Annotated in this window: 23 protein-coding genes; 15 read left to right on the top strand and 8 right to left on the bottom strand. The window is 42.9% G+C overall.

What is annotated here, in order from left to right; genetic code table 11:
- Window positions 1-43: 43 nt before the first annotated feature.
- The 9 genes from ACESQI_RS16145 (at window position 44) to ACESQI_RS16105 (ending at window position 6,793) form a co-directional block, all read left to right on the top strand.
- Window positions 44-319, top strand: a complete 276-nt coding sequence (locus tag ACESQI_RS16145) for a DUF4099 domain-containing protein (RefSeq protein WP_005942686.1) — start codon at window positions 44-46, stop codon at window positions 317-319.
- 72 nt (window positions 320-391) lie between these two features.
- Entirely contained in the window at window positions 392-2,164 is a 1,773-nt protein-coding gene (locus tag ACESQI_RS16140; RefSeq protein WP_008778772.1) for a DNA topoisomerase, read from the top strand.
- A gap of 299 nt (window positions 2,165-2,463) precedes the next feature.
- On the top strand, window positions 2,464-2,676 hold the full coding sequence (locus ACESQI_RS16135) for a hypothetical protein (protein WP_005942681.1): 213 nt from the start codon (window positions 2,464-2,466) through the stop codon (window positions 2,674-2,676).
- Between the two features lie 18 nt (window positions 2,677-2,694).
- On the top strand, window positions 2,695-2,904 hold the full coding sequence (locus ACESQI_RS16130; protein WP_005942679.1) for a hypothetical protein: 210 nt from the start codon (window positions 2,695-2,697) through the stop codon (window positions 2,902-2,904).
- A 19-nt stretch (window positions 2,905-2,923) separates the two neighbouring features.
- Window positions 2,924-3,904, top strand: a complete 981-nt coding sequence (locus tag ACESQI_RS16125; protein ID WP_005942677.1) for a PRTRC system protein E — start codon at window positions 2,924-2,926, stop codon at window positions 3,902-3,904.
- 21 nt (window positions 3,905-3,925) lie between these two features.
- Window positions 3,926-4,147 carry a PRTRC system protein C gene (locus tag ACESQI_RS16120; RefSeq protein WP_005942675.1) on the top strand — a complete coding sequence of 74 codons (222 nt, stop codon included), beginning with the start codon at window positions 3,926-3,928 and terminating at the stop codon, window positions 4,145-4,147.
- Window positions 4,148-4,183: 36 nt separating this feature from the next.
- Window positions 4,184-5,293 (top strand): hypothetical protein, encoded by a 1,110-nt coding sequence (locus tag ACESQI_RS16115; protein ID WP_005942671.1) that lies wholly within the window; start codon window positions 4,184-4,186, stop codon window positions 5,291-5,293.
- A 10-nt stretch (window positions 5,294-5,303) separates the two neighbouring features.
- Window positions 5,304-6,005 (top strand): prokaryotic E2 ligase family D protein, encoded by a 702-nt coding sequence (locus ACESQI_RS16110; RefSeq protein WP_005942668.1) that lies wholly within the window; start codon window positions 5,304-5,306, stop codon window positions 6,003-6,005.
- Window positions 6,002-6,793 (top strand): PRTRC system ThiF family protein, encoded by a 792-nt coding sequence (locus tag ACESQI_RS16105; RefSeq protein WP_005942665.1) that lies wholly within the window; start codon window positions 6,002-6,004, stop codon window positions 6,791-6,793. The genes ACESQI_RS16110 and ACESQI_RS16105 overlap by 4 nt, the downstream gene beginning before the upstream one ends.
- 83 nt (window positions 6,794-6,876) lie before the next feature.
- On the opposite strand, the gene ACESQI_RS16100 is transcribed toward ACESQI_RS16105, so the two are convergent.
- From ACESQI_RS16100 to ACESQI_RS16090, 3 genes are all read right to left on the bottom strand, one after another.
- Complete coding sequence (locus tag ACESQI_RS16100) at window positions 6,877-7,581, bottom strand: NYN domain-containing protein (RefSeq protein ID WP_005942662.1); 705 nt, start codon at window positions 7,579-7,581, stop codon at window positions 6,877-6,879.
- Window positions 7,582-7,637: 56 nt separating this feature from the next.
- On the bottom strand, window positions 7,638-7,931 hold the full coding sequence (locus ACESQI_RS16095) for a helix-turn-helix domain-containing protein (protein WP_005864565.1): 294 nt from the start codon (window positions 7,929-7,931) through the stop codon (window positions 7,638-7,640).
- A gap of 236 nt (window positions 7,932-8,167) precedes the next feature.
- Window positions 8,168-9,004 carry a phosphoribosyltransferase gene (locus ACESQI_RS16090; RefSeq protein WP_005942659.1) on the bottom strand — a complete coding sequence of 279 codons (837 nt, stop codon included), beginning with the start codon at window positions 9,002-9,004 and terminating at the stop codon, window positions 8,168-8,170.
- Window positions 9,005-9,212: 208 nt separating this feature from the next.
- Between ACESQI_RS16090 and ACESQI_RS16085 the strand changes: the two genes are divergently transcribed.
- The 3 genes from ACESQI_RS16085 (at window position 9,213) to ACESQI_RS16075 (ending at window position 11,070) form a co-directional block, all read left to right on the top strand.
- Entirely contained in the window at window positions 9,213-9,506 is a 294-nt protein-coding gene (locus ACESQI_RS16085) for a helix-turn-helix domain-containing protein (protein WP_005942656.1), read from the top strand.
- On the top strand, window positions 9,503-9,805 hold the full coding sequence (locus tag ACESQI_RS16080; protein WP_005942654.1) for a helix-turn-helix domain-containing protein: 303 nt from the start codon (window positions 9,503-9,505) through the stop codon (window positions 9,803-9,805). Before ACESQI_RS16085 ends, ACESQI_RS16080 begins: the two co-directional genes overlap by 4 nt.
- A gap of 485 nt (window positions 9,806-10,290) precedes the next feature.
- Window positions 10,291-11,070, top strand: a complete 780-nt coding sequence (locus ACESQI_RS16075) for a DUF4121 family protein (RefSeq protein WP_373126571.1) — start codon at window positions 10,291-10,293, stop codon at window positions 11,068-11,070.
- Window positions 11,071-11,166: 96 nt separating this feature from the next.
- Here the strand turns inward: ACESQI_RS16075 and ACESQI_RS16070 are convergent, their stop codons facing one another.
- Window positions 11,167-12,030 carry a toprim domain-containing protein gene (locus tag ACESQI_RS16070; RefSeq protein WP_005942651.1) on the bottom strand — a complete coding sequence of 288 codons (864 nt, stop codon included), beginning with the start codon at window positions 12,028-12,030 and terminating at the stop codon, window positions 11,167-11,169.
- Window positions 12,031-12,165: 135 nt separating this feature from the next.
- Window positions 12,166-13,125 (bottom strand): tyrosine-type recombinase/integrase, encoded by a 960-nt coding sequence (locus tag ACESQI_RS16065; protein ID WP_005942649.1) that lies wholly within the window; start codon window positions 13,123-13,125, stop codon window positions 12,166-12,168.
- A gap of 105 nt (window positions 13,126-13,230) precedes the next feature.
- Here ACESQI_RS16065 and ACESQI_RS16060 point away from each other — a divergent pair, with 105 nt between their 5' ends.
- On the top strand, window positions 13,231-13,953 hold the full coding sequence (locus ACESQI_RS16060; RefSeq protein WP_007851241.1) for a class I SAM-dependent methyltransferase: 723 nt from the start codon (window positions 13,231-13,233) through the stop codon (window positions 13,951-13,953).
- Here the strand turns inward: ACESQI_RS16060 and ACESQI_RS16055 are convergent.
- Window positions 13,948-14,946, bottom strand: coding sequence for a hypothetical protein (locus ACESQI_RS16055; protein ID WP_007851243.1), 999 nt, complete (start codon window positions 14,944-14,946; stop codon window positions 13,948-13,950). The genes ACESQI_RS16060 and ACESQI_RS16055 overlap by 6 nt on opposite strands.
- Before the next feature lie 258 nt (window positions 14,947-15,204).
- Between ACESQI_RS16055 and ACESQI_RS16050 the strand changes: the two genes are divergently transcribed.
- Entirely contained in the window at window positions 15,205-16,527 is a 1,323-nt protein-coding gene (locus tag ACESQI_RS16050) for an AAA family ATPase (RefSeq protein WP_005942646.1), read from the top strand.
- A gap of 18 nt (window positions 16,528-16,545) precedes the next feature.
- On the top strand, window positions 16,546-17,421 hold the full coding sequence (locus ACESQI_RS16045) for a hypothetical protein (protein ID WP_005942644.1): 876 nt from the start codon (window positions 16,546-16,548) through the stop codon (window positions 17,419-17,421).
- An 824-nt stretch (window positions 17,422-18,245) separates the two neighbouring features.
- Here ACESQI_RS16045 and ACESQI_RS16040 read toward each other — a convergent pair.
- Window positions 18,246-19,988 carry an ABC transporter ATP-binding protein gene (locus tag ACESQI_RS16040; protein ID WP_004312237.1) on the bottom strand — a complete coding sequence of 581 codons (1,743 nt, stop codon included), beginning with the start codon at window positions 19,986-19,988 and terminating at the stop codon, window positions 18,246-18,248.
- Window positions 19,989-19,994: 6 nt separating this feature from the next.
- A complete protein-coding gene (locus ACESQI_RS16035; protein ID WP_004292668.1) occupies window positions 19,995-21,791 on the bottom strand; it encodes an ABC transporter ATP-binding protein in 1,797 nt (598 codons plus the stop codon).

Below are 21,791 nucleotides of genomic sequence, written 5' to 3'. Positions count from 1 at the left end.
GGGAAACAGAACGAATTACACAAACCTAAAATCCCCGAATCGTATGAATACGAATCAGAATGCCCGCCACATCTATAAGGCGGAAGACATTGACTGGAACGGTCTGGAGGCCGCTGGCATCAGTAAAAAACAACTGGAAACCAGCGGTGACATGGAACTGTTGCTGCAAGGCAAGGAAACGGAAATCGTCCCGTTGAAACTCCGCACACCGGTCATCAGCCTGACGATGGACGCCACGCTGAAGCTGGTACCTGACGGCAACGGCAGACCGGTCATGGAAATAAACGGTCTCCGTCAGAAGGAGACACCGGAAATTTAACCGGGAAACAACAGGTTTAACCCACGTTCCGTGCCGCCAGAAACGGCACGGAACATCAAAAAGAAAAAGAATATGATAGCGATAGTGACTGACAAGCCCAATGTGGGCAGAGAGATAGCAAGAGTTCTGGGAGCAGACAGAAAAGAGAACGGATACATGACCGGAAACGGATACATGGTGACATGGACATACGGCAACATGCTTTCCCTGGCGATGCCGAAAGATTCCGGTACGTCATGGGTGGAGCGGGAGGACTTCCCCCTGCTGCCCCCTCCTTTCCTGACGGTAAGGCACGTCAAGACGGATACGGGATGGAATCCCGATATCAATGCGGTACTCCAGTTGAAGGTGATAGCCAAGGTGTTCGACGCGTGCGACACCATCATTGCGGCAACCGACGCTTCCCGTGAGGGGGAAATGCTGTTCCGGTATCTTTACCGCTTTTTGGGATGCAAGCAACCCTGCCTCCGCCTGTGGATCTCATCCCTGACGGACGAGGCCATCACCAGAGGCATGGAAAACCTCCGCCCATGCGCCCTGTTCGACAACTTGTTCCTGGCGGCAGACAGCCGCAACAAGGCCGACTGGCTTCTGGGGGTCAATTCAAGCTATGCCGTCTGCAAGGCGGTAGGCTTCGGAAACAATTCGCTGGGCAGGGTGCAGACCCCTGTACTGGCGGCCATAAGCGGACGGTACCGGGAGAGGGAGAACCACATTCCCGCTGACAGCTGGCCCGTGTTCATCAGCCTCTGCAAGAACGGGAAAATAATGAAGATGCGCCACGTGGAAGACTTGGGGAACCGCCGGGACGCCCTGGAACTGTACGAGGACTGCAAGGCGGCAGGGTATGCACGTGTCACGGCTGTCGGCAGCCGGACAGAGGAAATCGGCGCGCCGGCCCTTTATAACCTGACCGAGCTTCAGAAAGATGCGAACCGTTACCATAACCTGACGGCCATACGGGTACAGGAAATCACCCAGAGCCTGTACGAGAAAAAACTGATCTCCTGTCCGCGCACTTCCAGCCGCCTGCTGCCCCGGGATGTGTATGACATGTTACCTCCGGTTATGGAGAAGTTGCTGTCCGGCAAGGATTTCCGCCAATATGCCGGTATGGTTAACCTTACGGCAAGGAAAGGTATGACCGGGACACAGGATACGGCGGAGCACCATGCCATTGTCATCACCGGCGTACAGCCCGGCGAGCTGGACAGGGAGGAAAGGCTGGTTTACACGCTCATTGTCGGCAGGATGCTGGAAACGTTCATGCCACCGTGTAAGGTGGAATACACAACGGTTGAAACGGTATGCGCCGCACGCAAGTTCCGAATCCGTACATACCGTATCCTGGAAACGGGATGGCTCGGTGTTTTCCAGAGGGAACACCTTGTTTCAGAAAACTGTGTCCTCTGCCCCGTTCCACCTGAACTTTTGCGGGAGGAGACGCTGCCGGTGGCGGGATGCAGCCTCATACACAGGAAATCCCTGCCTGTTTCCCCCTATACGGACGAGGAATTGACGGACTATATGGACAAGGCCGGACTGGGAACCGTATCCACACGTACGAACATCATCCGTACGCTTCTGGACCGCAAATACATCCGCTATTCGGGCAGGTACATCATCCCGACCCCCAAAGGCCTTCTTTTATATGAGACGGTACGTGGAATGAAAGTGGCGGAAGCCTCCCTCACCTCCGGTTGGGAAACGGAACTGGTACGCATAGAGCGGGGGGAGCTCACGCAGAAGGAGTTTCTGGACGGCGTGCTGGAAACGGTAAATGAGGTGACCGGAGAGATATTCCGGAACCATCCGGAAGAAGCCCGGCCACATGGCTCCATGTAAGCGGTTGCCGACATGTCAGGGTACAAGAGAGGTGCGGACTAGGGTCCGTGCCTCTCTTTTTATATGTGCAAGATACGTTTTCCGCTTTTAAGCGGCAAAGGTCTTGGATTGCCTCGTTTTTGCCACAAGGCGGCCCCCCTTGGGGGCTTGGTTGGCTAAAAGAAAATCATCCTCGCTTCGCTGCGGTATTTTCTTTTGCCAAGCCTTGCGCAAAAAGGCAATCCAAGGGCCGGAGGCCTATAAAATCGGGAAAACATATCCCGATGGGATTATTTATTCATTCTTAAAAAATTAAAGACATGAAACTGCAACTCATCGAAAACATCTGCAAACAAGTGGTCTCACTGGTTCTGCTTGCAGGAATATGCCTGCTCTACAGCAAAGGTATCATTCCCGTGTATCTGCTCGTCCTGTTCCTTTTGTCGGGAACTCTGGTCAGTCTTATCTTCAGGACATTCACCTTCATCCTGAAAACAATCCTTGTCCTGATTGCCATGGGCATGCTTGTATAATCATTAAATGCTGAAGATATGAGAACTTTTACATTTACCCCGTCGGCTCCGGTCATGCCGGCTGCATGGCCCACCACAAACCGTGTGAGACCTGTAAAAAGACGGATTCCCGATACGACGGACGGACCGAAACGTATCGGCTACTATCTGGAGCCCTTGAAAGGCATCGCATCGAATCCGGACAGGCAGAGAATCCTGAAGGATTTTTTCAAGGAAACCCATGTATAACATTTTAAATTTTACCATTATGTTTTTTCAAGCAATCAACCAAATGATTACAGCAGGCACAGACCTGAGCATCAACATCAGACGAGTAAACAACAACCTGACGGTGGCCGTTGTTCCCAGACGGTCAGGAGTAAAGGATGGGGAACGCATCGTTCCGCTCATCCTGAACGGCACGCCGGAAGAGCTGGACACAGGCTTCCTGCAGGCTGTCGGCACACCTTTACAGAAAGCGCAGGGCATCCTTACCAACCTGGAAACATTCGAGAAGCAGGCGGAACAAGCGGCCTCACAAAGCAAAGCCGCCAGGTCTGCGGTGGAGAAAGAGTCCAAAGAGGTCCGCGAGAAACGGGAAAAGATGGAAAAATTGCTTAAGAAGGCGGAGGATGCCATGACCGGCAAACGCTATTCCGAAGCGTTGATATGGCTCAAGCAGGCAAAGGTGCTGGCACTTCCGGACAAGCAAGCGGAAATCGACGATAAAATGGCGGAAGTGCAGAAAAAGGCATCGGAGGGAAGCCTGTTCGGTATGGAACAACCGCCAATGCCCAAGCCACAGCCGGCTCCACAACAAACTGCATCGCAACCGGTGGCAGCCCCGGCACCGCAATACCGGAGCGGAGAGCAAATCCCGATGTTCTTGACCGAGCAGCCGTCTCCGGTTCCGCAACCCGTCTCACAACCGCAAACGCCTCAACCGGCAGTATATCCCGGACAGCCGCAAACGCAGCCCGTACAATACGCGCAGCCTGCACCACAACCGCAAGGTATCCAGTTCCATCAACCGGTACAGATGCCGCAACCGCAGATAGACGGAAAGCAATGGATGCAACCGGCTCCGTCACAGTATGCACCGGTGCAGGAGGCTGTAATGTACAACTTCGACAAGGACTGCGAGGATGACCGGGAAATGCTCAGGGAAGACCCGTACGCGGAATATCCGGACTTCCCGAAGGAATGCCGCATGACGGACATGGCACAAATGGACATGGTATATTGTTGAACCTTATAAAATAGAAAAATTATGGCACTTGAAATCAAAGGATTACAGAGAATTTTCAAATTCAAGAAGGACTCCAAGGAACTGGTATTGAGCGATCCGGACAGCAGCCTGTCCGTAAACGAGGTGATGGACTTCTACTCCATGACCTATCCCGAACTGACAACGGCGACCGTTCACGGGCCGGAATGGGAGGAGGACAAGGCGGTCTACCGCTTCAAGACAACCATCGGAGTGAAAGGATAAGCGTATGGGCAAGAGAAAGAAAAAGGAGGACAAACCATGCAGACTGCTATCAGAATCAGCCAAGGAAAACCTGGCGGAACTCATTATCCGCTCGGCCGGCCCGTCAGACATCCGAAGAGGAACAGCGGGACAAAAAAGGAGGATACTGCCGCCACCGGGAAGCGTCATGATTTTCTGACAGATAAAATTCCTCCCCTCGCACCGGATTTTTGGCATAAAGACGGATATGACGGTTCCCCGGTCAATCTCACGACACCGGAGAATTTTGACTATCTCTACCAATCGGCATCGAACTATGCCGGACTTATGGGTATAAAGCTCCCTTTCCGATACAGGAAAGGGGGCAGCCCCCGTCTGAAAATCACCGAACTGTACAAGGCGATGGACGAGAGCGTGCCGGAGTGTGTCAATCTGGAAGAGAAAGAAGGAAGGCTCCATTTCTGTCTGTTCCGCCATCACGACTGGCCGGAACCCGAGCTGTTCTGGATTCCCATCGACTTTACGGAACGGCTTCCCGTACCATTGAGGAACATTGTCAGGGAGTTCATCCGGCAATTCGTCCGGCATCACGGAGTCTGCAATGTCACCGAGGCGTTTTGCTATGACTTCGCCATAGAGGAACTGGAAGACTGGGAAAACCGGGATTCCGACGCCTCCCCGAAAGAAATCAGGGCGAACAGGCGGCTGGCGGATTCCTACCAGTCAGGAAAACGGGCGAAAGCACTCAAACGGATGTCGGGAAAACCGTTCTGCAACTCTCTGGAAGAGGCTGTACGGAATTACCGGACAAAAAAGGGGAAGGAACAAAAACTGCTGGAATTGATAAGGGAGGGTATGGCACTGATTACCCCGGAAAGCCCGAGCCTCACAGATTACCTGTACGATTGGGCGTATGAGGAGGAGCGTGATTTTTACCCGGTGGGAATGGAAAGCCAGGTCATGCTGGTCTACTCTACCGATGACACGCTGGCTGAATGCATGAAAGGGTTCATGAACTCGGACTACCAGGAGACTTATGCCCTTACCCCGGTCACATACAGGTTCCTGACACCGGAAACGGACTGTCTCTTCCAAATGGACGACTACCCGGAAAGGCTTTCAAAATGGCTGGCACGTTTTACAAGACATATAGCTGACAACTTCTAAAATGAACGATATGAATGAACTGACCAATAAATTGCAACAAGTGATGGTGCCCAAGGCGGCACTGATCGCGTATGAATACCATGAGAACCACTATGGGAGCGGAATGCATTACCTCGAACTGCGTCCCATCAATGACAGGGGCAGGATGGAGGCTGCCATGCCCGTCACCTATGAGTTCATGGACTCCCTGGTGGAATCCTATACGGATGACCGGCGGAACGTGCCGCACGGGAAAATCCCCGCCAACATGCTGTGGTGTGATACCCGAAAGGGGCACGAAAGGTACATCTGGTACAATCCTCCGGGAAAACGGCAGATGTTCTTTGCCGGAAGCCTGAATATTCCTGATGGGACATTCCATGTGCCCGGCGTGATCTACAAGGTTTCCGGTGACAGGCTGGACATTTTCTCCTACAAGGGGGAAAAACCGGCGGAAAACAGCCCGCTTTTCCTCGCCCCTTTCTTCAATGTCACGGGCAGCAGTGTCTGTCTGGGAAACGCCGCGTTGACTCCCCCGGAAGACATGACTTTCTCAAAACTCCTCGAGTATTGGGAAAAACGTTTCTGGCTCAGCGAGTTCTCCCATCTGGGAGGAAACAGGAATCCGACTGAAAGCAACCTGGTCTCGGTAACGGAAAAGGCACGCGCCAATCCGTTTGACGAGAACGAACTGAAACCCATGAACAAACAACTTAAAGACTTACTGGCATGAAAAAGATTCATTATACAGACAGGTACCTGCTCAACCCCTACCATCCCGTGACCGTCTTCGTAATCGGTGCGGGCGGAACAGGCTCACAGGTGGCCACCGGCCTGGCGCGGATGAGCGTGGCATTGCAGGCACTCGGACATCCGGGACTGCACGTGACGGTCTTCGACCCCGATACCGTCACGGAAGCGAACATCGGACGCCAGCTGTTCAGCGGATCGGAACTCGGATTGAACAAGGCTGCGGCACTTGTAACCCGCATCAACCGTTTTTTCGGCTTCTCGTGGGAGGCAAAGGGGCAGCGTTATCCGCTGAAAGCCTCCGCAGACCGGGAAGAACCCGCCCTGGCGAACATCATCGTCACCTGCACCGACAACATCCGCTCCCGGATGAACCTCTGGCGGTTCCTGAAGAAACACCGGGAACACACTTCCAACAACGAGCGGGCGCCCATATACTGGATGGACTTCGGCAATGCCCGGACCACCGGACAGGTTCTGATAGGGAACATCCGTGGCAAGATTCTCCAGCCCGTCTCCAACGAATACCTGCCCGTTCCCCGCATGAATGTCATTACCGAAGAGGTACGCTACTCCACCATCAAGGAAAAGGATTCGGGGCCGAGCTGCTCGCTGGCGGAAGCCTTGCAGAAGCAGGACCTTTTCATCAATTCCATACTGGCACAAACCGGCTGCGACATCCTGTGGCGTATGCTCAGGGAAGGAAGGACATTCTACCGGGGGGCCTATCTCAATCTCGATACACTACGGATAAATCCCATCCCGGTATAGACAACGAACGTCAGTTTCCTTTATGCCATGGCAAGGATGCATAAAAGGAAACTGACGGTTCCTGATTATTCCCGCCGTGCGGTTCAGCCTTTCAGCCGCACGGCACTTGCCACTCCCTTGTCTGTCATGACCAGCTCGTACCGGTCCAGCCTTTCATAAAGTTTGCCCAATGTCTTGCATCCATATCTCCTGACCTTGAATTTGGGCATCATTTTTTTCAATGCGCCGCCGATCAGCGAAAGGGACACCTCCCCTTTGCCGTCAGCCGCTTGCTCAAAAGCCTTGTCAAAATACTCCATGTCCCTTCGGATAAAGAATTCGGGAGTATTGTCCGAAACCTTGTTTTCCTTCCGGTCGGCATACAGGAACACGGAACAGGACCGTACCAGCGATACGGGAGTCTTGCCCTCCCCATATCCCAGCACCTTCAATCCGGCTTCCCGTATCCGTTGGGCAAGCAGGCTGTAGTCACCGTCACTGGCTACCAGACAGAAACAGTCCGCCCGCCCGTCACGAAGGATATCCATCGCGTCTATGACCAGCGCAATATCCGTCGTGTTCTTTCCGGAAGCATGGGAGGAAGCCTGTACAAGCCTGAATCCATGCTCCCGGGCAGTTTCCTTCCACGCGGAAAGCGCTTTCCTCGTCCAGTCTCCATAAATTCGTCTCACGACGGCATCCCCATAACGGGAAACAAAGCCCATTATATCCTCCATCTTCTCAAAGGAGGCGTTATCCCCGTCAATAAGGACCGCAACGGCATATCTGGAATTGGTATTTGTCTTCATAACAATCGTTTATAAGACAAAGTTAGCACAACTTCCGCATATCCACATTCTCCCGTTCAGTTTTTCTTTCCCCGTTTCTGCAAAAAATCCTGTATATCCGAACTCCTGTAGAAATTCTTGCCGTTCTCATCCGTTTGGTAATAGCGGATCAGTCCTTTTTCCCGGTAACGGGCGACTGTCCGCAGCGACACGTTGAGCAGCCTGGCTATGTCATAGTTGTCCAAAAGCTCGTCACCGTTCAAGAACTCTTTCACACGTCCCATCCTGTCCAGTTTCTTCTCTATGCGGTCAAACCCTTCCACTATGGTCATTATCATTTTCTCGAGCACTTCATTGTCTATATACATCATGGCATGTATCTCCTGTATTTTAAAGGTTATTACTGAAATACCCTTTCTTGTGCGCACTCTCAAGAGTATATGCCATCTTTAGTGAAAAATCTATGCCGTACTGTCCGCTTCTGTTTATATGAATATCATATCATTTTGATAATCAAGTCTGTATAATCTCAAAATTATTGTTGGAGGATAACAAGTGTAAATTTTTGAAGTGTAAAACTGTAAAATCCGAATGTAAACTTTACAATTTACAGAAAATACCCCGCCTGTTTTCGCCAAATTCGGGCAAGCAGATGGCGTTTCCATACCAGGCGTTTTACTCTTGCCGGCGAAGGCATCTGAAAGGTCCTGGCAAGAAATACGGCACCCTCCACTTTGGCACCGGCCCTTTCCAGGTTATGGGCGTATTCCAGCAGGCTGGTCCCGCTGGTCAGCAAGTCATCGACAATCACGACCCTCTTCCCATACAGGGCGTTTGACATCATATAGTTGGCGGTATTTATTTCGGAACGTTTTTCTGAAGTATGCTTGCACTCCCTGCTTTCTGTAATACATATCAGGTCCAGTCCTGACCGGGCATAACCATGAGTTTCCAAAAAACCGGCAATGCCGGAAAAACGTCTGTAATAACGGTAGGAAGTGCTGCATGGCATGAACATAGCCGTAACATCCCTGTCGGTGGAAAGAATCCGGAATGCCTGAGAAAAATACTCCGTGCAATCATCTTTCCCATCCTTGAAGTCATACACTTCCTGCACAAATGCAGACTGGTCGTCACAAAGCCAACTTTCAAAACGTTGTGGAAAATAATAACCGGCAAACACGCAGCGGATTTCTCCGAATGCGAACAACCGCAACGGCCGGGCCTTGTCAAACAGTTCCGGATAAGTCAAGGCATACAACAGGGGCGCATAGGGATTCCCGGCTATAATGGCATACCGCATCAGTTTCTCCCTGTCTTCCCGTTCACCGCAGGCCGCCGCATATTGGCAGAGAACCTTGCCGCACGTCTTTCTCCAATATCGCCCGTACATCCAAAGGGCAATACCGACAAAAAGCACCATTACATTGATTATCAATTCCATATCGTTTTACTTGGAATGGCCGGATTGTCCGGTCGGGGATAAATTTAGTGCTTTTTGAGATAAAAATCCGCTGCTTCTTTCTTCTTTTTCGAAAGTCCTCCAATAATCCGCACCTGACATTTGATGACATCTGGTGACTTTTGGTGACAACCTTTTGGCAATGAATTTTCTCTTCCATATTTTCGTATCTGACAAAAAAGTAAAGTTTATGGAGTTTGTTTGTATCGAGGCTAAAACATTCATGGAAATGAATGAGGCTCTGGAAGCCGTTGCCAAAAAAATGTGTGAGACATGCGGGAAAGATACACATGGTATGGACGACTGGATTGACAACCAGGAGGCTTGTATGCTCATGGATGTCTCCCCCGGAAAGATGTTGCAGCTTCGCAGAAGCAGGAGCATCCCTTACAGCTATATAGACCGTAAGGTGTATTACAAGCGTCAGGATATTATCCGTTTTATGGAGAACAACATTCATCAAGTAATCCAAAAAATACAATGATCCAATCCATGCTGACTAAAGAAAACCCTGAGATAGTACGTTTTTTCCGGAACATAGACATCCTGTCCGGAATACTGCACAAGCAGGAGGAGAAATTGCGTCCGGTTCTGAACGGAGAACGTTACATTACGGACTATGAGCTTGCCGAACAGTTGAAACTGACACGCAGGACGCTGGCAGAGTACAGGATAAACGGCAAACTGCCTTACTACAAGATAGGAGGCAAATTACTATATAAGGAGAAGGACATCCTTGCTTTGCTGGAAAGAAACAGGGTGGAGGCGTTTGATGACCGGTAATGTACGTTTGGGGAATATCCTGACTTTAAGTGCTTCCTTATACTGTCCAATGTAAGATATAGTCAAACAGAATTGGTTTGCAAAAATAAATTCAATCCATAGCTGAAATACAGATAGTTGTGGGAAATAGAACTTGCAATGTATTTCCATTTGACTATAAATGGACCAAGGAATCTTTTAAAAACAGATTCTCCTTGGTGGATTTTCTTTGGGGGATATATCCAGGTTGGGGAATAAAGGTTTTCCACCTTGGAATCAAGCAGTGTTCCGCATTTCTATTTCTTACCTGCAAAGGTAGCCTTTTGCCCCTGATCGAGCAAGGCGGTCCTTTGGACCGGTTGGCTGAAAAAATCATCCTCGCTTCGCTGCGGTATTTTTTCGCCAAGCCTTGCACAATCAGGGCAAAAGACAAACGGATGCATATAAGAAAAGAAATACCGGCTTTACCAAAGCCGGGCATGTTTAACCACAAAATGAAAAAGACCATGATCCAAACAAAAAACAAGTATTGCAAGGAAACGTTCATCCGCTTGAACTACTGGTATGACCGGATGCACGGGCTTGTCCGGGAAGACATAGAGAAAGTGAACGCAATGGTGGAACACATCGAAAAGACACGTTCCGACCGGTATCCCCGTACAGGTGACAGCCTGTTCCTTATTTCCGGATACGGTGAACGTTCCCGACCGTTCTTCGTAAATGCCGTGTATGGAGATAACATCGTGCTCCGGAATTTTTCCCGTGTCCCGTTCGTGTCCCGGGATAAAAAGGGCATCAAATGCGATATGCATGGCGGTGAGTGTGTGTTGGTAAAGGCAGGCGATGTAAGGTTCAAGGCATGGACAACCGGCCGTTTCAAGCATTGGGGGCATTACGGGGCATGTGAAAACGGGGAGGTTTACTACGATGCGAAAATAGCCCTGTGGGAGTGTGGCGCACCTGAACAGCCGGAAAGCCGGGAATGGTTCAAAATCCATATCCGCAAAAACACCCGGCCGGGCGGGGACATGTACACCGGAGAAATATCCTGCAAGGATGAGGATGGACTCAGGCAATTTGTCGACGACCATGAAGGTTTCATATTCGCAGAAGAGGATTCCCCGGAAATGGTCATGCTATGTTTCAGGCATTCCGACATGAGGATTTCCCCGGAAGAATGGGAAAAGATGGACTGTCCGGTATCCGTGCGTGAGATATATGGACAGATGCAGGAAGTAAAGATTGTAAAAGACCATAAAACTCATCTGACCACATTCTACTATTAACACAGGATCGCCACATAAAAAATCACCCCGCTTCCTGCCACGTGTGGCAGGAAGGAAACGAGGGCATACCATCAGATAGTCTTTTCAATTCCTCTATTATATATGGAGCCGGTTGTTTTTCCCGCACAGATATTCATTCAGGTCCTTATATCCGGAATATTCATGCGAGAGATCGCATATACGGATTCCGTATTTCTCCTTTAATGCCTGCACCGCATTTTTTCCGGCGGTATCATTGTCCAGACAGCAACAGATGCCGTCATATCGTGCAAGGAAAGAAAAAGCCTTCTGTAAGTTGCTGACAGAATTCAACACTATATAATCCCCCTCTTCCAAGGACGGAAAAGCCCGCCTGAAAGACAGAAAATCCATAAACCCCTCAAAAATATAGCAAATCCCGCTCTCCGGTGAGCTGATGATACGACTGATGTCCTTGGGAGCGATACAAGCCTTGAAATACCTGTTCCTGATTTCGTACCCTCCGGAAATATTAGGGAAAGCGATGGCAAAATAATTTTTCCCGTTCCGATTAAAATGAGCCTCCTTGCATACTTTTCGGGCCGTTTCCGTATCAATGCACCGTTCCTCCAGATAGGCAAGCAGTATCCGGTTGGCAAGAGGAATGATTTTCAAGTCCTGAAAGGCGGGATACGCTTTTTCAAAAGGGCAGGAGACAGTAACCGACTTCAAAACCGTCCTTTTATCCTCAATACACCGTAACACACGGCTTACATCCTGTGTCTGATAAATCTCCTTGGCCAATGTTATAATATCCCCTCCCTTCCCCAGACCGAAGTCATACCATAGTTCCTTATGGAGGTCTACCTTGAAAGAGGCCTCCTTTTCCGTCCTGAAGGGCGATTTGTACCATACGCTGTTCCCACGCTGTATTACCGGTTCATGCCCGAATCCGGCTAAAAAATCAACAAGTCTGATGTTCTTTGCTTCCTGTATGTTCATGACATCTCATTTTCATGGATTTAGGTAAAGAACCGCTTTATATCTGAAACATGAAAAGCAATGGCATCAGATGTCATCAAAAGTCATCAGATGACACCCTGTTTATTAATCAAGGCATGGACATGGCAACAGGCATCACTCCTCCATTTCCATCTTCTTACGTGGATGCTTGGAGGATAAAATTTTCTTTTGTTTATTCATGTTGACATGGGTATATATCTGCGTGGTGGTTATACTGCTATGCCCCAACAAATTCTGGATGTATTTGATATCCACATCCTCTTCCAACAATAATGTGGCAAAAGTGTGGCGGAAAGTATGCGGAGTAATTTTTTTCCCAATCCCTATTTCTTCCCGGCATCGCTTGATTAACAGCCTGACGGATTGTGAGGACAACCTGTTTCCTAACCTATTTATGAAAAAACATTTGGAAGGAGCAAACAGACGTTGATATTGCCTGAGTATTTTTAACACCTCCACCGAACAAATCTGTATGACCCGTTCCTTGCTGCCTTTTCCAAAAACTTTAATAGTTGCCTGCTTTAAGTCAACGGCATCACACGACAACTCGCACAATTCGGAAACGCGGATACCAGTAGCAAATAAAAGTTCTACAACCGCAATATCTCTTGTCTGTGCCTTATAGGCATAACCACCCGTATCAGGATTATCCGCCCTTAATTTGTAAAGATATTTAAGTATCTCTTTCACCTCATTGCACGTCATTACCGTTGGAAGAACATAAGGCTCTTTAAAGCGAATACGCAATTTTCTGAAAGGGTTCAGAAAGTCATCGTGCTCAAAATCATAGTAGTTAAACAGAGCCTTCAGGGATGCCAGTTTTCTCTTCACCGTTTTAGGCTTGTAAGTCGATATATGTTGCAGGTACGTTTTCAGCATATCTTTTGACACCTGCTCAAATACAACCGAAGGATACAACTCATGAATATACCTATTAAACATATACAAGTCAGAACGATAAGCATAAATTGTCTTTTCATTCAAGTTCTTTTCATATTGACAATGGAAAAGAAAATCTGAAATAACCTGCTCTACTGCTGTCTTCCGGCAATAACTCATATCCGATTTCATCATAATTTTATGGATTATAGTTTTTCCTGCGAAGAAACTACATTTCAAATTCAATCACCTATAAATCAGAATGTAATATTTACAATGAATAACTGATAACTTAATATTATGGATGATATCCAACAGCAAGTAAATGAAGAGGAAATTGCCACTTTCTATAATAAAGTTGAAGAAATTTGGCCATCTAATGAACCATGGTACAAATATACAAAAGCACAAATAGAGAAATTTGTACATAAAAATGCATTTAAATATCATGATTATGTTTTAAATGCGGGTTCTGGAGGATATGATTATAACTTAAATTGCAAAATGCATCATGTGGATATTGCAGCTGAAAAAATAAATCAGTTACCTCTCTATACTGTTGCAAGTTTAGAGAAACTTCCATTTGCAACAAATACATTTGACGGTATATTGTGTGTAGGTAGTGTCATAAATTATTGTGATGCTGTTGCTGCTATAGTAGAAATGGCTCGGGTTTTGAAACATGGAGGAAGTTTATTGTTGGAATATGAAAATAGTTTTGCTTATGAATACCGGAGTAAACTTTGTTATAAAGCTGATGCTCAAATAATAAAATCCGTATATCAAGGTAAAGAGCAACAACAATGGATTTACTCTTATAAATATATCAATAGAATATTGAAAGAATGTGGTTTAAAAATTATATCTACACGCAAATTTCACATATTTTCTGCTTTAATGCTTGATTTTGGAAAATGTGAAAATGATGCAGCTTGGTATGCAAAATTTGATGTGCTAGGTTCTTATTTACCTTTTATAAATAACCATGGCAGCAATATCATTGTTCATTGCATTAAATTATGATTTAGGCTTTATAAAATAAATGGCACTTAGTGTAGCTATGATAGCGCTAGTTATATTGCCAATTATAGCACCTACATGATTAATGGGAATGTCCAACCACACTAGAATAGTATTATATATCCAAACGATAAGGATTGTGCAAGCTATAAATCCAGGTACTACCAAAAACAAATATTTTTTTTGAGGTCTGGTAATAACTGGTAACGTAGTATTAGGCTGAATATAACCTGATTCATGAAATAGAGGACAATCAACATAAGATATATCACAAAACATTTCATTCATAACATCTTGAATTACAAGCTGATATACACGTTCCACTTTCTTTTTGTATTCTATGTACTCATTATTACTCATAAATGGTTGATACCAAAATAAATAATAATCAAAATAAATGGCCTTAACTAAATCAATATATGTTTCTTTTGATATTTGTGAAATGTTGTCATTCGTTTTGATATATAATAGCGATTCAAAATAACTTTCATGATTGTATAAACCTAACGGAAGTGAATAGTATAAAGCGTTTATTTTGCCATAATTTTCCAAGCAGAACAATCGCTTAAATAATCTGCTTTCCTTATCTATATTCTCTCCTTTATTTCGATTGTTAATTTCTATAATATAATATGCTACATCCGTATTGCTATCATTGATATAATTTTGAAGTAAGCTTATATATGTAAAGAAGACCGCATTCAATCTAAATGACGGTTGTAAAGCTAAATACTCAAATATAATGGTTTTTTGTTTCTTAAGATAAGTAAGCATAGCTAATCCAACAACCATATTATTTAAATAAAGAGAGAATAACATGATTTCAAATGGTAACTCATTCCTGTTTTGTTCAAGCCAATATGTTATTTCATTCGTATTTGTTTTTATATCAGGAGGAGTCGTTTCATTATAGATTTTCAATGCAGAAATATAATCCTCATTCGATGGCTTTGTAATACGCTTAATTGCAAATCTGTGTTCTAACAAATTGGGCATAGACGATAATATTAAGTTATCAGTTATTCATGTTGCAAATTTATATAAATGAATATCAGAAACCAAGTAAACCAACATCAATATTTAGACAATGATACGTAAAGCTATGTTGAAGAAGTGTAATGAAATCTGAAACATAAAGCTCTTAAACCTGACTCTCTGATGGTTATCACCTCACGAAGATTACATTATTGAATCCTTTGTTTTCTAATTTTTTATCTCTATATTTGCAATAGTACTCCAAAAACATGAAATTTTATGTTGTATCAAAAACTCTCTATAGACAATTTCTTGTGTTTCGACCATTTCGATATACAGTTTGCACCTAGTGTGTCCATTATTATCGGACGCAATGGTGCTGGAAAGACCACACTCATTAGAGCTATGGTTTACTCGCTTTATTTTATGTTTACGAATGATCGTTCAATGGGGGATGACTTCTTGTCGGCAGGAAATCCTGATTTAAAAATGAAATCCATCAAATATGATGAATTTCATAGAAGAAAAGATTCAGAGGATGTAACTGCTGATGCCAATTTTCATGGACAAATAACTTTTCAAGGAGAAAATATAGAATGGGATATGTATCGCCGTTCAACTAGTGGATCTTCACTTAATCCATCACGCTATAGGCCTGCTTATCAACATCTGATGCAATTGTATAGGAAATACGATGAATTGCCATTACTCGCATATTTTTCGGATTCTTTTCCGCATACACTCACAAATATATCCTCCTTTGCCAAGCAACAGATGGCTGCAAATGGAAAAACATTACGCAACTTTGGCTATTACCAATGGGATAATGAAACAGCATGTGTGGAAATATGGCAACGACGACTATTAAATTCAATGGCTAAACTAAAACAGCTAGATGATGATACAGACACATTCACACGTAATGAAGTTGCATTTGTTACTAAAAAGTTGACGCAGTTTTCTCTAGTACTTAATCGTGATATATGCGATACTGCTTTTGAGATAGATCGTCTTTTCTATTTATTTGATGAAGAACAAAAACCAGAACTGTGGCTTCGTCTAAAATCAGAACAGGAAATCAAATTTGACAGACTTCCAGCCGGATATAAACGGTTATATTCCATTGTCTTAGATCTGGCATACCGGGCTTATTTGTTAAACAGGCGAGTAGATGTAGAACCTACAGGATTAGTTATGATAGACGAAATTGATTTGCACTTACACCCTTCGTTAGAAACAGAAATTGTAAAACGGTTTACACAGACATTCCCAAAATTACAATTCATAATGACTTCCCACTCTCCATTAATAGTAAGCAACTTGTCATCGGACGAGAAACAAAATAAAATATTCAGACTTGTAGCTGGAGAGAAGCAACCGCATGAATTGCCAGACCTTTTTGGTATTGATTACGATGATGTATTACTGGATTGGATGGGAGGAGCTCCTAGAAACGAGGAGATGGAATTTCTACAAATGGCAATAAAAAGAGCTATACAAATGGAAAATACACAACTACTAAACATGAGACGCAAGGAATTAGAAAAAATGGTGGGAGAAAAAAAAGCATCGCAATTAATCAATAAATGGAAGGAAGAATAACCTCGCATCATTAGATATATGTTTTGGATTGATAAGCATAATAAAGGAAGGCGGCGTAAAGGTCACCAAATTGTAAATCGTTTCCTATGTGAAGCGTGGAGTGAACAAGATGGACAATATGTAAATTGCACTTATGCTTCATTTAAGAGAAATCATGAAATGGAGAAATTGCTTTACAGGGAACAGAATGGATTCTGCTGTTATTGCATGAGGCATATGGAAGTAAATCAACACATTTCCTTAGAACATGTGATGCCTCATAACTCTGTAACCAAACAAAACAAGATAGATTTTAAGAAGATTAATTATTATAAACGGCTTAATAAGAATTTTAAACAAAATGTCGTTTACAAACATCTAAACGGTACAAGACGAAAATGGCGCAGCGGACCACCATATCCTCATTTTTGCGCTTATGAAAACCTAGTATTGTCATGCGATGGTAGTCTTTTCATTGATGAAGACAAGGAGAAAAAATTATATCCTTCTAAAATGCATTTATGCTGTAATGAGCATAGAGGAAATAAATTGATTGTCCCATTATTTTTTATTCCTAATATAAACGATTTAATTATATACAATAAAAATGGAACTATTGGCATATCGAAAATAGTCAAGTCCTCCCAGCGTCAGATTGAACTATCCAATACCATTGAGGATTTAGCATTGGAGCATGAACGTTTAAGAATCATTCGACAAACCTGGTATCATATAGCTACGAGCAGTATATACAGTGTAGAGCAAGTAAAGGCTGCTATTAGTGATGAACCTTTACGAAAAAATATTATGATAGACAGTGGTATTCCACTTAATGTCGTAAACCGCATTAAACACCCTATATACTGGTCCTTATTATGTGAATATTTTTGGTTTTATGAATACTTCACACAATAAATATGCAATCTTCTTAATGGTGCAGTTTGCCTCCTTGACGTCACAAAGAACAATCTGAATGGAGATAAAAATAGGAATACAGAAACTATTATCAACCGTATCATTGTCAGATAGAGCTAAAATTGTCGAATCGTTCCAAAATATCCCATTCATGCTATCACCCACAAGCTATCACTCCAGCTGTTTTGAAATGAATCGAAAATATGACACAGACTACCAATAGAGAATGCTCCCGTCTGGCTTTATCCTAGTGGTAGACTAACCTACTAAACACATTATCACATTATAAATAAGCGAATTAATTCTTACTTTATTAGAATGGATAACAAAAAAGCAACAATGATATAATTTATTTGTACGTTGTAGCAAATGCTCTCATTTGAATATAAACAAATGTACGCATTAATGGAGATAATGCAGAAAAACCATGAAGCATATACGACTCACTGCCACTCTCCATTTGTAGATGTGTGAAAGTAACAATCCATTAATGGACAATAGGGTATATAAAGGACAGATTTCCCGTATATTCGTCTCCTTATTCCTGAATTATGAGCGTAAGTCACATAATTATGGAGAGATATCCACCCTTTAATGGGGAGAGCTGTCGGCAAATATTTGATGGAAATGCCCCGAAAATCACAGGAGAATAGCCATACAATGGGCTGATACACAATAATTATTGGATAAACGTGGTCTGCTCCTGCAAACAACAAGTTGTCTTTTCGTTAAACGAAAACAGGACGGTTTAACGGCGGAAACGCCGCCAAACCGCCTCCCCCCAAAAAGCTCCGGAGTCGGCTTTGATTTTCCTTATGCCATCTCTATACATTTACTTTCCAATTACAGGATTTTTCTTGAATATCCCATAAATGAGCATATAATCCCTCATCTTTTAATAATTGTTCATGTGTCCCTTGTTCTATAATATTTCCACCATCTAAAACAATAATTTTATCAGCATCACTTATTGTTTTTAGTTTATGCGCTATAACTATAACAGTTCTACCTTGTATTAAAGAATTGATTGCATACTGTATTTCCACTTCATTTTCTGGATCTAAAGAAGCTGTTGCTTCATCTAATAAAATTACAGGAGCATCTTTTAATATAGCACGTGCAATTGAGATTCTCTGTTTTTCTCCTCCAGATAAGGTACATCCACCTTCACCTATCATTGTATCATATCCTTGAGGTAAATGTATTATAAAATCATGACATTGAGCTTTTTTAGCCGCCTCTATTATCTCATTATCTGTAGCATTCTCTTTACCAAATCGAATATTATTCTTTATGGTATCCTGAAATAAATATACGTCCTGAAATACCATTGAAATGCGTTGCATAAGTTTCTCAGGATCAATCTCTCGTATATTTTTGTTACCTAATAATATTACACCTTTATCAGGATCATAAAACCGAGCGCAAAGTTTCATCAATGTACTTTTTCCACTTCCAGAAGGCCCAACTATAGCAGTTAAAGAACCTTGTTTCATTGTAACACTTATATCATGTAGGATATATTTATCATTATACCCAAAAGATACATTTCTAAATATAATATCTCCTTGTTCCGGAGCATCTTGTGTTCCTGACATTTCTGGTTCATTTAGTAAATTCAAAATACGTTCACCTGCAATAGAATAATAACGGAATTCTGCAAGATTGATTAGTGCTAATGTTAGTGGGTCAAAAACTCTGGAGCCAACGATAAGGAACATCACAAAAATAGCAACAGAAAGTTTTCCTCCAATTAAAAGGTATGTACCACATAATATCATCAAAGTAAGTCCCATACGAAGAAGGGTTACAGACAACATGACAATAGGTCCAATCAGAGCTTCTGTTTTGATATTCGCACGTTTGAGATCATTAAATGCTTCCTGTAAACGGATGAACTTTATTCCAGTCATATTATATGCTTTGATAACACGTATACCTTGTAAATATTCTTCCATTCTGCTACTGGCACGTATTTTAGCCAGAATTTGAGTTTGCCCTAGTTTCTTTTGAATACTAGAAGTGAAAATAAGTATTAAAAAAGAAATAGGAAGGGATAAAAACATAGCAATAGACATCTGCCAATCTACGAACAATAAACCTAAAAAAGCAAAAATAGGCATGACCAGTGCACCAAGCAATTGAGGAAGATGGTGCGACATCCCTTGTTCTGTCATAGCAAAATCAGTTATTAACATGGAAGATAATTCTCCAGAATCTTTTTTATAAAGAAAACCTAATGACAACTTGCGTAAATGTTCGGCTAAAGCAATACGACCTTCTGCACTAATATTGTATGCTTCCCGGAAATTTGCATTATAGGATTTCTTTTCTCCAAAAATCATAAAAATTATGTATACAAACATTATCACAATCAGCCCCCATAATTTAGATATGTTTAGAGGAGTTCCAGTTCCATCAAAAGCTTTAAAAAGGGTATTTATAACTTCTATTGAAAGACAAAAGGGAACTATATTTATAAAGTTTGCAAGCATTGTATACCCCACAGGCTTGTATAAACGTTTGGTTTGTCCTATAGTAATATGTTTTATAGCCTTTGTAATCATATTATTTCATTTTTTTAGATTTAACTTCCAGTTATGTGCATTTATATAAGCATTCCACATATTTTTATATATGCCTGTAGTAACATGAAGTTCGTCATGTCTTCCTTTTTGAACTAAACATCCTTCCTTAAAAACAAGAATTTGATGAGCAGAGGTGATAGAAGACAATCTATGAGCTATGATAATAACAGTTTTACCTTTTATTAACTTTTGTAAGGCCTGTTGTATTTTATATTCATTTTCTGGGTCAGCAAAAGCTGTTGCTTCATCTAATACTAAAATAGGAGAATTTCGTAAAATAGCCCTAGCTATACAAATTCGTTGTGCCTCTCCTCCAGAAAGAAAAACGCCTCTCTCTCCGACAATCGTATCATATCCTTTAGGAAGACTTCGAATAAAATCATCACATTGGGCAGCTTGAGCAGCTTGTATAACATCCGATAAACTAGCTTGAGTATTTCCTGCTGTAATATTGGCATATATGGTATCATTGAAAAGAAACGTATCTTGGAATACAAAAGACACGATCTCCAATAATTGGGGTGAGGAAATATTTTTTATGTTTATTCCCCCTATTAAAATCTCTCCAGAGGAAACATCCCAAAAGCGAGGAATGAGATTGGCTATTGTTGACTTCCCTGACCCAGAAGGTCCAACCAGAGCTGTTACTTCACCTTGTCGAGCGATAAAAGAGATATCCTTCAGCGCTTCTGTCTTTGTCATATTTTCTCTATCTTCGTAAGCAAAACTTACATTTCTGAATTCAATATCATACGTCTGAGGTATTTGAGGAACAACTGGTTCACATAGTTTTTTTTCCTCAAATATTTTGTCTATACGTTTTACTCCTTCATTAATTTCTACAGTTCCTGAAGCTAAAAATGCGAGTTTATATACAGGGGAAGCTACTCCGGGCCCCATCACGATGAAAAAAAGATAAATTGCAGCTAATGAGATGTTTTTAGGATCAGAGGTCATTATTAATATTCCTACAGGAAGAATAAACGTGACTATTGAATTCAACAGAATAATAAATGCAATTATACCATTTTGATAGTTATTACAGCATTTTAAAGCAAATGTTTTATACGCTTCGATTTCGGCATTGAACTGCCGAAAAGAACGTATACTTTGTCCAAATATCTTTATAATTGGCATACCTCTCACATATTGAACAGCTGAAGCACTCATACGTTCTTGGACATCAAAATAGATTTTCGTAAGTGCAGTAGCTCTTTTCCCTACAAAATTAGAAAATTGCATTCCTATACTTAAAAGTATGCATAATAGAGCGGTGAATGCCATCCAACCATTTAAAGAAAAAAAGATAATAAACATAAAAGTTATGGTTGCAAACACATTCACCAAATCGGGAATAGTGTGAGCTATAAAATGCTCTATTTTTTCGACATTTTGTTCCATGATTTTCTTTATACAACCGATAGATGTCGAATTTAAATATCCCAAAGACAACTGACCTATATGCTCTGAAAGTTTTATTTTTAACCCATATAAAATACGAAAGGCGGCTATGTGAGATAACATTAATCCCGCATACAAAAATAGTACACCCACAATCAAAGCAATAAAAGCAAGCCACCCCCAACTGATCATTAGCTCAGAATCTATCGTAGATAAATCAGAAGCATGAACAAGCAATTCCTTTAATATTTCATATATAGACCAAAATGGTATAAGTATACATAATGCACTTATAGCGGAAAATAACCCGGAGAAAAGCAATAAACTTTTTTTTTCTCCCGCAATTTCCAGTAACCTAGATAATCCTTCTTTTTTCTTCAT

Origin of the sequence: Bacteroides sp. HPS0048 (assembly GCF_964240755.1) — a bacterium.
GTDB classification, from domain to species: domain Bacteria; phylum Bacteroidota; class Bacteroidia; order Bacteroidales; family Bacteroidaceae; genus Bacteroides; species Bacteroides nordii.
The sequence above is the reverse complement of the archived record's forward strand: the minus strand, read 5'-3'. Positions and strand labels throughout refer to the sequence as shown.